Annotated in this window: 8 protein-coding genes; 4 read left to right on the top strand and 4 right to left on the bottom strand. The window is 39.9% G+C overall.

What is annotated here, in order from left to right; all coding sequences use genetic code 11:
* Positions 1-194: 194 nt before the first annotated feature.
* Positions 195-1,397 (bottom strand): pyridoxal phosphate-dependent aminotransferase, encoded by a 1,203-nt coding sequence (locus tag QZT73_RS02350; RefSeq protein ID WP_291779577.1) that lies wholly within the window; start codon positions 1,395-1,397, stop codon positions 195-197.
* Positions 1,398-1,528: 131 nt separating this feature from the next.
* On the opposite strand from QZT73_RS02350, the gene QZT73_RS02345 reads away from it, so the two are divergent.
* From QZT73_RS02345 to QZT73_RS02330, 4 genes are all read left to right on the top strand, one after another.
* Positions 1,529-2,392: a hypothetical protein gene (locus QZT73_RS02345; protein ID WP_291779574.1), complete on the top strand. Its 864-nt coding sequence runs from the start codon at positions 1,529-1,531 to the stop codon at positions 2,390-2,392.
* Between the two features lie 70 nt (positions 2,393-2,462).
* Entirely contained in the window at positions 2,463-2,894 is a 432-nt protein-coding gene (locus QZT73_RS02340) for a MarR family transcriptional regulator (RefSeq protein ID WP_291779571.1), read from the top strand.
* A gap of 95 nt (positions 2,895-2,989) precedes the next feature.
* Positions 2,990-3,994 (top strand): NAD(P)/FAD-dependent oxidoreductase, encoded by a 1,005-nt coding sequence (locus QZT73_RS02335; RefSeq protein ID WP_291779569.1) that lies wholly within the window; start codon positions 2,990-2,992, stop codon positions 3,992-3,994.
* Between the two features lie 15 nt (positions 3,995-4,009).
* On the top strand, positions 4,010-4,330 hold the full coding sequence (locus tag QZT73_RS02330) for a 2Fe-2S iron-sulfur cluster-binding protein (RefSeq protein ID WP_291779565.1): 321 nt from the start codon (positions 4,010-4,012) through the stop codon (positions 4,328-4,330).
* A gap of 28 nt (positions 4,331-4,358) precedes the next feature.
* Here QZT73_RS02330 and QZT73_RS02325 read toward each other — a convergent pair whose 3' ends face one another.
* The 3 genes from QZT73_RS02325 to scpA form a co-directional block, all read right to left on the bottom strand.
* Positions 4,359-6,521, bottom strand: coding sequence for a cation:proton antiporter (locus QZT73_RS02325; RefSeq protein ID WP_291779563.1), 2,163 nt, complete (start codon positions 6,519-6,521; stop codon positions 4,359-4,361).
* Between the two features lie 84 nt (positions 6,522-6,605).
* Complete coding sequence (locus QZT73_RS02320) at positions 6,606-8,498, bottom strand: DUF389 domain-containing protein (protein WP_291779560.1); 1,893 nt, start codon at positions 8,496-8,498, stop codon at positions 6,606-6,608.
* Between the two features lie 32 nt (positions 8,499-8,530).
* Positions 8,531-10,651: a methylmalonyl-CoA mutase gene (scpA, locus tag QZT73_RS02315; protein WP_291779557.1), complete on the bottom strand. Its 2,121-nt coding sequence runs from the start codon at positions 10,649-10,651 to the stop codon at positions 8,531-8,533.
* Positions 10,652-10,714: the final 63 nt, after the last annotated feature.

The following is a 10,714-nucleotide window of genomic DNA, read 5'->3' as shown; positions in this document are numbered from 1 at the left end:
TGCTTACTTGGTTAAACCATAAAATTATCGGAATAAGAATAACCAAAAATATCAGTCTTTCAATTTTTTATAAAAAAAATCATATTACATTAAAAATAAGCCAAAATGAGCGTGGTATTTTATTTTTTAAAAGTCAATAAAAAAACCTTTCCAAACTTTGGAAAGGTTTACACTGCGATAATGCAAAAGAATAATTATTTTAAAATAGCACAGGCATCTTTGATTCGCTTCATTGCTTCAATCAACTCTTCCTCAGATGCTGCATAGGAAATCCTCACACAATTAGGGGCGCCAAATGCTGCTCCGGTCACCAATGATACGTTGGCTTTTTCCAACAAATACAGACAGAAATCATCTGCATCGCTCACTTTGAAACCATTTGCTGATTTCCCGAAAAAGTTGGAAATCTCTGGGAAGAAGTAAAAAGCGCCCTCTGGAACATGGGTTTTAAAACCGGGAACATCCTGGATTAACTTTAAAACAAGGTCTCTTCTTTTTAAATAAGCCTTTTCCATTTCCTGAGAAGGGGACTGGTCCCCTGAAATAGCAGCAAGAGCAGCCCTTTGGGCAATACCTGTGCCTCCCGATGTAAACTGACCTTGCATTTTTTCACAGGCCTTTGCAATAAACAATGGGGCACAGATATAACCAACTCTCCAGCCTGTCATGGCATATCCTTTGGAAAATCCATTGACAGTTATTGTTCTTTCAAACATTCCTGGAAAAGCACCTATACTCGCATGCTTACCTGTAAAATTGATGAGTTCATAAATTTCATCCGCTATAACAAAGAGATTTTCTCTTTTTTTGACCACAGAAGCAATAGCTTCCAATTCTTCCTTACTGAATACCGATCCTGTAGGGTTGCAGGGAGAGGAATAAATTACTGCCTTTGTCTTATCAGTGAGCGCCGCTTCCAACTGATCAGCAGTGGCCTTGAAATTGTTTTCCAAAGAGCCTTCAATCAATACCGGTACTCCTCCGGCCAATTTGATTATCTCTGCATAAGAAACCCAGTAAGGAGAGAATATAACAACTTCATCACCCTCATTCAATAGACACATAAAAACATTGGCGATGCTATGCTTTGCACCTGTAGATACAACGATATTCTCCGCTTTAGCTTCTACAATAAGATTTTCGTCTTTTAGTTTCCTGGCAATTGCCTCTCTTAAATCCTGATACCCCGCAACTGGTGGATAGGAAAAATATTTCCCCTCATCTATGGAATCCTTAGCTGCTTGTTGAATATGCTTTGGTGTTTTAAAATCCGGCTCACCCAAACTAAGGCTGATGATATCGATTCCTTTTGACTTTAATTCACGGGCTTTTTTTGCCATGGCCAAAGTGGCCGATTCTTCCATTTGAATGATACGTTCGGATAAGATTGAGGTCATAATTTGGTAGGTTTAATAAACTTGGCCAAAAATACAGATTCCAATTATTAATTCTATCTTAAATTTGGAATTGATTTTGCATTTGTACATTTAACACAAAATATTCATATCATTTGTTGCGTTACATTCACATGATCCGCAGACTCGTTTTAACTTTAATTCTGGTACAGATCAGCCTTTCCGTTCTGGCACAAAAAAAAGGTAAACAGGAAAAAGCCGAAGATCCTGATTCCACAGGAGTAGTTAGCGATATTTTAAGGCCTACCAATCTCCCCCTTCTCCTTTTTGATGAAAGTGGTAAAAAAGAGAAAAAGAAAAAAGATAAAAAACGGCAGAAAAAAAACATCTACTACGGACAAAAAACCAAAAGGGTTAGAACTAAAACAACTTTTCGTAGCCAGACCCAATTCCAGAATTTCTTCATCACACAAGAAAAGAAAATCATAGATCCATATATCAGAGACATCTTTTGGTTTGACAAGAAAGACAAGGTCATTAGAAATAAAGACTTTGACGCCTCCAGAGGATACTTGTTACATGGGCCTTATGTCAAATCCATCGATGAAACCGTAGTTGAAGAAGGTAATTTTTATTTTGGAACAAAGCATGGGACTTGGCTGAGCTTTGATAACAAAAGCGTCTTATTGGACAAACTGCATTTCTATGAAGGATGGCCAAAAGATTCCAGAGTGTCCTATTATAACAAGTCAAAAAATCAAATCGAAACCCTTACACCGGTTGAATATGATCTCAAAGAGGGAAATTTTTATCACTTTTATGAGAATGGTCAAATTGCTGTATCGGGAGAGTATCACTTTGGTGAAAAAGTAGGGCTCTGGACAGAATATTGGAATGACAATAATAAAGTAATCAGGAAACGGGAAATCCAATATCAGGAGCAGCCGTTTTCCAGGAACTTCAGGCCTTTTATCCGCGCAGAATGGGACAATGAAGGGAATCTTGTTTACAGGAAAGAGAGATTACCTGAAGATTGATTGGTCTTGACTCCTCAGGGAAATTGATTTTTCATTTTAAGTACGTATATTTGTTGTGCTAATTATTGGTATGACACAGGAACAGTTCAGCAAATATTCTTTTCTTTTGGACCGCACAGCCAGGCGGGTAAAACAATATGCGCAAAGAAAATTTAAATTGGCAGAATTCGATATCACTGTAGACCAATGGTTGGTGATGAAAAATCTTTCAGAAAATGAGCTTTTAAGTCAATCTGAGCTTGCTCATTTGGTATTTAAAGATCAACCCACGCTAACAAGAATTATAGATATTTTAAACAAAAAGGGATACGTTGAACGAAATCCTCATCCTCAGGATAGAAGGAGCTTTCAACTGATCCTTACAGAGGAAGGGATCTCAAAAGTAAAAGAATTGAAACCTCAAATTTCTTCCATAAGAGAAAAAGCATGGGAAAACCTAAACGAAAAGGATTTCGAAGAGTTCAAGAGAATATTGAATACCATTTATACCAACTTGAAATAATCTGTAGAAAACCTTAAGATTAGTTGCTTTACTAATTATATTTATACGAACAAAAAAGTTTTCAATTGGTTTTACCAATTAATTAAACACACATCATGATTACTACTGACATTTGCATCATCGGAGCTGGACCAGTTGGTTTATTTGCAGTATTTGAAGCGGGATTGCTAAAAATGCGCTGCCACCTGATCGACTACTTACCGCAAGTAGGAGGGCAACTCTCGGAAATTTATCCTCAAAAACCCATTTATGACATCCCAGGATATCCTGAAATCAAGGCACAGGAGTTGGTAGATAACCTGATGGATCAAATCAAACCCTTTAAGCCAACCTTCACCCTTGGAGAAAGGGTAGACCATCTTGCCAAGCAGGATGATGGTTCTTTCATTATCACTACCAATGACAATACCCAAGTTCATGCGCAGGTGATTGTGATTGCCGGTGGTCTTGGTGTATTTGAACCAAGGAAGCCAGTGCTTGAAAACCTAGACCATTTTGAAGGTAAGGGAGTTGCATACATGGTCAAAAATCCGGAAACTTTCCGAAATAAAAAGGTGGTTCTTGCAGGAGGTGGAGACTCTGCGCTTGATTGGACCATTTTCCTTGCTAACGTGGCTGAAAGAGTTACTTTGGTCCATAGGAATGAAACATTCAGAGGAGCACCTGATTCTGCTGCCAAAGTTTTTGATTTGGCCAATAATGGCAAAATCGATTTAATTCTTTCCGCCAACCTGAAAGAACTTAATGGTAATGGCAAGCTTTCAAGTATAAAGCTGGAGAGTAAAAACAAGGAAGAATTGATTATTGATACAGATTATTTAATTCCTCTATTTGGTCTGAGCCCAAAACTTGGCCCAATAGCCAACTGGGGATTGAATATAGATAAAAATGCCATAGAGGTGGATACACGTGATTATTCTACAGGAGTGGATCGGATCTATGCCATCGGAGATATCAATACTTACCCTGGAAAACTGAAACTGATCCTTTGTGGATTCCATGAAGCTGCGATCATGATGCATTCCGCATTCAAATATGTATATCCTGATCAAAAATTAAGCTTTAAATATACCACTGTAAATGGTGTAAATGCATTTTAATCTTACATTTGCAGCATGGTAACATTTACAGTCGAAGATCAGGAAGGTAATCGACAGACTATTGAGGCCCCTGATGATATGGGACTTAGTCTGATGGAAATATTGAAGGCTTCTGAATATCCGGTTTTAGCCACCTGCGGAGGTATGGCATTGTGTGCAACCTGTCATGTTGAAATACTGGATGGTCAGGATGAACTTGGAGATGCTACTGATGCGGAATTGGATCAACTGGAAAATTTACCAGAATATTTTCCGACAAGCCGATTGGCATGTCAAATACGTATCAGCCCGCTTCTCGAAGGCGCTGTTATCAAATTGAGAGGAGAAGATAATTAAATAAAAAAAGGCCAGTTTTGGCCTTTTTTTATTTTTTTTTGAACAGCTTTCCTACCAATTGCGTAAAATTCTCTACCCCCTCCACACCAGTAGTAATCAAAGGTTTTAAAAAAGGAGACCCTCCGTAAGGAGCATATTCTTTACTGTCAAAATTGAACTGCATAGGGTAAATCAGCACATAGTTGTTTTGAATAAAGTATTTGTTCAAATATTTGGGCAATTTTTCCATTTGTGTATCATAAGAGGCCCCATTTTTTCTGCTCATCACAACTACCAGTGCATCATTCTCCTTTAAATCCTTGGATATAATCAAGAAATCCTCCCAATCTGAAAAATCTACAAAAGCCACTTCTGCACTAAATTTCTTATGCACTTGTTTGATATACTTTAAGGCCTCATTTGAACCGTAAAACACAAGTTTGGCACCGGTATTTCTTCCAATATTCCAAACCCTTAAAAGCCAGAAGGCAAAACCCATTTCCTTCTCTGCATTCGGTGGGACTACAATTAGATACCGGGAAATGGTATTCAAAGGCTGCACACTGTTATATATAAGAGCAGTAACATTGATTTTTCCAAGAATACCTTCCGTAAGCTTACCCAAAAATGATCCTGAAATTCCAGCATCTTTATGAAGTCCCAAGATAATATCAGTGGCTTTGTTCTCTTTGACTACATTGGTAATCCCTTGGACCACATTAGAATCATATCGGATCAACTCTGTAAGCTTATTGTCTGTAGCAGAGGCACTAATACTAGCCTTCTCCAAGAGCTTTTTGGCATACTTTTCTTTTGATGGATCTTCCGAATCGGAAGGAATAATATTGAGTGCCAACAAGGCGTCTTTCTGAGATTGGGTTTTAATAGTGACTCCTAAATGAATCAGTTCTTCTATGTTCTCCGGATAATTAACAGGTATCAGAATTTTCTCTTCAGCTTCCTCATCTCCTTCTTCATGATTCAATTCTTCTTCAAGGGCCAACTTTGCAGCGCCTTTTTGAGCTACAAAAGAAGCGATCGTACAGGTCACCAAAATCATCAAAATTGTCCCATTCAAAACACTTTCACTCAAAAGCCTAATAGGTTCACCATCTTGGTTTTCTCCCAAAATCACATTGTAACCTACCAAAACTGCTGCCAAAGTAGCTGCTGCTTGGGCATTGCTCAGACCAAAAATAACGTCCCGCTGTGCCCCTGAAAAATTAAACGTTTTTTGGATCAGCAAGGAAGCAAGATATTTTGAAAGCGTTGCAATAACCGACATGACCACAGCCACTTTAATGGTTTCAATATCATTGAAAAACACCCGATAGTCAATCAGCATCCCCACCCCGATGAGAAAAAACGGAATAAATAAAGCGTTCCCTACAAACTCTATCCTGTTCATCAAAGGCGATGTGTGAGGTATTAGCTTATTTAGTGCCAATCCCGCCAAAAAGGCCCCAATAATGGCTTCAACTCCGGCAGCTTCGGCCAAAAATGCTGCCAAAAAAACCAACCCTAAAACAAAAATATACTGCGAAATATTGTCATCATACCTTTTAAAGAACCATCTCCCCAGCATCGGAAAAATGAAGGCCACGATTCCCGTAAATATGATCAGAGAAATGCCCAATTTTAACCAAAATTCATTACTCAATTCCCCTGTAGACATACCCACAATTACTGCAAGAACCAAAAGTGCAAGGGTGTCTGTGATAACTGTTCCTCCGACAGCAATATTGACCGCTTTATTTTTAGCTATCCCCATCTTGCTGATCATCGGATAGGCCAATAAAGTATGGGAAGCAAACATGGAGGCCAATAATATGGAAGTAGGCAAAGAGAAATCTAACAAATACAATCCGGTAAGTGTACCCAAGGCCATTGGTATAAGAAATGTGTAGAGACCAAAAACGATGGATTTATTACTGTTCTTCTTGAAATCAGCCATATCCACTTCTAATCCTGCCAGGAACATGATATAAAGAAGGCCTACTGTACCAAAAAGAATTACACTGCTGTCTCTTTCCAAGAGGTTAATTCCATTGGGACCTATAATGGCCCCAGCCATAATCAGGCCTATCAATTGCGGAATCTTAATCCGATTTAATAAGATCGGAGCAAAGAGAATGATAAATAAGATACTCGCAAAAATCAGGACCGGATTTTGCCATGGTAAAGAAAAATTCAAATCAGCAAGAAAGACCATAGGTTAATATTCTTATCGTTAAACAAAAATAGGTCTTACTTTTTTAGTATTAATCAGAGTCTGAAAAATAAATCCTTAAATAACTCAATAACGGATTGCAACGGTCAGCTCCAATTCCACTTCCTCTCCCACTATTTCTTCAACCTGATCTTTGACTGCTTTCAGTTCAACCAAATCCAACGGGGAATCAGAAACAACTGTCAGGGAAATCCGCATCGGGCGCATTTGGATGACATTGACATTTCTTAGTTTCCCCTGCTCTATGTCCCTCCCGCTTAATTCTTGAATAAGCTTATTTTCCTTCACCATCCTGGAAAACCCAAAGCCCAAAGGTGTACTGATAATCAAAACCAAAACCATGGAAATAAGTAGCCCCTTTTTAGCTAAATGAAAAGGACTAAAACCTAAAAAAAGGAAAGTAAGTGCCCCTGCCAAAACCATTCCTGCCAAGTTAGTTACAAGAAGTAATAATGCGCCAAAAAATATTGGCCAATCACCCCATCCCAAACCAATTCCCGATACGGCCAATGGAGGAACAAGTGCCACGGCAATGGCTACACCTGCCAGGGTTTTGACCACTTCTTTCTTAGCATGAGCGTATGCACCCGCAACCCCAGATGCAGCGGCTACTCCCAAATCAAGTAAATTTGGCCTTATGCGCGCAATCATTTCACTGTTAGGGGTCTTTAAAGGCGTAATCCAAGTAATCAAAACTGCAAAAGCATAACCAATCAACAGGCCAAAAGCAATAGTAATAAGGCTGTCTTTGATCAAATCTTGTTCCTGCCGAAGCACCCCCATTGCCAAAGAAATAATCGGAGACATCAATGGAGCCAATATCATTGCCCCAATGATCACAGGAGAGGAGTTCCCAAAAAGACCAAAAGCTGCTATCAATGTGGAAAGGGCCATCAATACCAAATAACTAGAAGTTACTTTTGAATTTTCTCTTAAAATGGTAAATAACCACTTGAATTCTTCTGTTGTAGCATGATTGGTAAGAGGAAGGCTCTTTCTCAACAACTCCAACCTTAACTCCCCTTGAGGAAGGTTTTGCGTTTTGAAAATTTTTGAGCTTTTCACCTCCTTGTTGGTTTCCAAAAATTTACCGGGAACTACATTGAGTAGCTTTGGCTTAACCTCCAAAATAATTTCCTTTGAACTTATCAGGATATTATCAACTGCGAAATCAATATTTTTTTTACTTGATATCTGGATTTTATCAGTCTTAAGATGGGCAACGTAATTGGGTAATTTCTGATTTTTAGATGACTTGAAAATGTTGTAAAAGCCAAATTTAACCACTTCCCAAATACTTTTTGGCGCAAGTATCAGACAGTTCATCATACCATCATTAGGATCAGAATCCTCCAACAACCTCCGGGATAAAAGAGAACTTTTCCCATGTTGGACAACAACCATACCCAAGGCGGCAGTATCTAAGGCCTTTTCTTTCATTTCATCTGCATCATTTGACCAATTGATGGAAAGGTCATGGAGATGCGCCCTTTTAAGGGAGCCCAAAAACCGCTTTACGCGAAGGTAGTATTTCAAAAAACCGGTTTTACCCAAATCTCCTGCATGCAAAAGACTAAAGGTATTGCCTATTACCATGGAATTGAAAACCGGCTGACCGCTGGCGTATAACATATCAATCTCAACCGTTCCCTCTGTTTCCAAGATATTTTCTACAGCGATTTCAAGGTTGGAAGAAATTCCAAAACCCTGGGAAACTTCCAATAACTTGGGATGAGGAAGAAACCCAATTTTCCAGTGCTTCTCGATAATGGAATCGATTATATCCCTGAATTGCTGATCAGATACATAGAAAACAAGAAAATCGCTCTCTCCAAATTCGAATGTTTTGCACTTGCTAAATGGTACCGTGATCTTTAAATGACTACCAAATAGGGGAATAATCTTCTCCTGAACCTGCTCAGTCAAATTATCGTCAAATACCAGTGTGATGGATTTCATAACCTCAATTTATACTTTTATGAAGCCTTCTATCATGCTTCCATCAGTTTATTCAATACCTCTATAGCAGCTTTAGATAAAACTGTCCCCGGCCCAAAAACGGCTGCCACTCCGGCAGCATAAAGAAAATCATAATCTTTAGGAGGAATAACTCCACCAGCAATCACCATGATGTCTTCCCTACCCAATTTTTTTAATTCCTCTATCAATGCAGGCACCAATGTTTTATGGCCTGCCGCCAAAGAAGATGCCCCTACTGCATGCACATCATTTTCTACCGCCTGCATGGCTACTTCTTCTGGGGTTTGGAAAAGAGGACCTATATCCACATCAAATCCTAGATCGGCGAAACCTGTAGCTATCACTTTCGCTCCCCTATCATGTCCATCCTGCCCCATTTTGGCGACCATAATCCTTGGCCTCCTCCCTTCCAACTCTGCAAAGCGGTCTGCCAGTTTTCTGGCTTCCTGGAAAGTAATATCGTCTTTAGCTTCTCTTGAATACACGCCTGAAATGGATTTTACAATTGCTTTATGTCTCCCAAATTCCTTTTCCATTGCAAAAGAAATTTCCCCTAAAGTAGCTCTTTTTCTGGCCGCATCTACCGCAAGTTCCAGTAAATTTCCTTCTCCTGAACGGGCAGCTTCTGTCAGGGCTTCTAAAGCCAAATCCACTTCTCCTTGATTTCTTGAGGACCTCAATGCTTCAAGTCTCTGTATTTGTTTTGACCTAACAGCCTGATTGTCTACTTCAAGAATTTCAAATGCAGTCTTTTCTTCCGTCTGGTACTTATTCATCCCGACAATGACATCCTTTCCACTATCCAATCTAGCCTGCTTTCTGGCAGCGGCTTCCTCTATCCGCATTTTAGGAATTCCTGCCTCTATGGCTTTGGCCATTCCTCCCAAGTCCTCTACTTCCTGTATCAACTTCCATGCTTGCGCTACCAACTGATCGGTCAGATATTCCACATAATAAGATCCACCCCATGGGTCTACAACCTTGGTTATTCCGGTTTCCTCCTGTAAATACAACTGGGTATTCCTTGCAATTCTAGCAGAAAAATCGGTCGGAAGAGCCATGGCCTCATCAAAAGAATTGGTGTGTAAGGACTGTGTATGGCCCAATACCGCCGCCATGGCCTCAATGGTAGTTCTTGCCACATTATTAAAAGCATCCTGCTCGGTAAGTGACCAACCTGAGGTCTGACAATGCGTCCTCAGGGCAAGTGACTTTGGGTCTTTCGGTTCAAACCTATTTACCAACTTGGCCCATAGCAGTCTTCCTGCACGCATTTTGGCAATTTCCATAAAATGATTCATCCCAATCGCCCAAAAAAATGACAACCTAGGTGCAAAATCATCTACTTCAAGACCAGCAGCTATACCGGCTTTCAGGTACTCCAAACCATCGGCCAAGGTATAAGCCAACTCCAGTTCAGCAGTGGCTCCCGCTTCTTGCATATGATATCCTGATATCGAAATGGAATTGAACTTGGGCATATTTTTGGATGTATATTCAAAAATATCTGCAATGATTTTCATCGAAGGCTGGGGAGGATAGATATAGGTATTCCTTACCATAAACTCCTTGAGAATATCGTTTTGTATGGTACCACTGAGCTGAGAAGGACTTACTCCTTGCTCTTCAGCTGCCACTATATAAAATGCCAAAATGGGAACAACAGCGCCATTCATAGTCATGGACACTGACATTTGATCCAAAGGGATGCCATCAAAGAGGATTTTCATGTCCAAAATAGAATCAATGGCAACACCTGCCTTACCCACATCCCCCACAACGCGGGGATGATCTGAATCATAGCCCCTATGTGTTGCTAAGTCAAAAGCTACGGACAAGCCCTTTTGACCTGCCGCTAGGTTTCTTCTGTAAAAAGCATTGGATTCCTCTGCAGTGGAAAATCCCGCATACTGTCTGATGGTCCACGGACGCATTACATACATTGTACTGTAAGGTCCCCGCAAGTATGGCGGGATTCCGGCCCCGAATCCTTGGTGCGAAATAGATTTGTACACAGCTTCCGTAAAATTAGATGGAACACTGATCTTCTCAGCTGTCTCCCAAGGCTCAGTATCCATCTTCTGATTTTCTATGTCTTTTTTGAATGAAAGGCTTTCAATATTCAGTCTCATGATTTCTCAGCAATTTTTACTTCTAACAATTCCGTCTCTCTTCCACTCAGCAACTGCCATTCA

This window comes from Cecembia sp. (genome assembly GCF_007126775.1).
In the GTDB taxonomy this organism is placed as follows: domain Bacteria; phylum Bacteroidota; class Bacteroidia; order Cytophagales; family Cyclobacteriaceae; genus Cecembia.
Note: the sequence above shows the minus strand (reverse complement) of the source record. Positions and strands in the feature narration are given on the sequence as shown.

Excerpts from the sequence above, each read along its gene's own strand:
- QZT73_RS02320 (WP_291779560.1), bottom strand. The coding sequence starts at position 8,498 with ATGAAATCCATCACACTGGTATTTGACGATAATTTGACTGAGCAGGTT.
- QZT73_RS02325 (WP_291779563.1), bottom strand. The coding sequence starts at position 6,521 with ATGGTCTTTCTTGCTGATTTGAATTTTTCTTTACCATGGCAAAATCCG.
- QZT73_RS02330 (WP_291779565.1), top strand. The coding sequence starts at position 4,010 with ATGGTAACATTTACAGTCGAAGATCAGGAAGGTAATCGACAGACTATT.
- scpA (WP_291779557.1), bottom strand. The coding sequence starts at position 10,651 with ATGAGACTGAATATTGAAAGCCTTTCATTCAAAAAAGACATAGAAAAT.
- QZT73_RS02345 (WP_291779574.1), top strand. The coding sequence starts at position 1,529 with ATGATCCGCAGACTCGTTTTAACTTTAATTCTGGTACAGATCAGCCTT.
- QZT73_RS02340 (WP_291779571.1), top strand. The coding sequence starts at position 2,463 with ATGACACAGGAACAGTTCAGCAAATATTCTTTTCTTTTGGACCGCACA.
- QZT73_RS02335 (WP_291779569.1), top strand. The coding sequence starts at position 2,990 with ATGATTACTACTGACATTTGCATCATCGGAGCTGGACCAGTTGGTTTA.
- QZT73_RS02350 (WP_291779577.1), bottom strand. The coding sequence starts at position 1,397 with ATGACCTCAATCTTATCCGAACGTATCATTCAAATGGAAGAATCGGCC.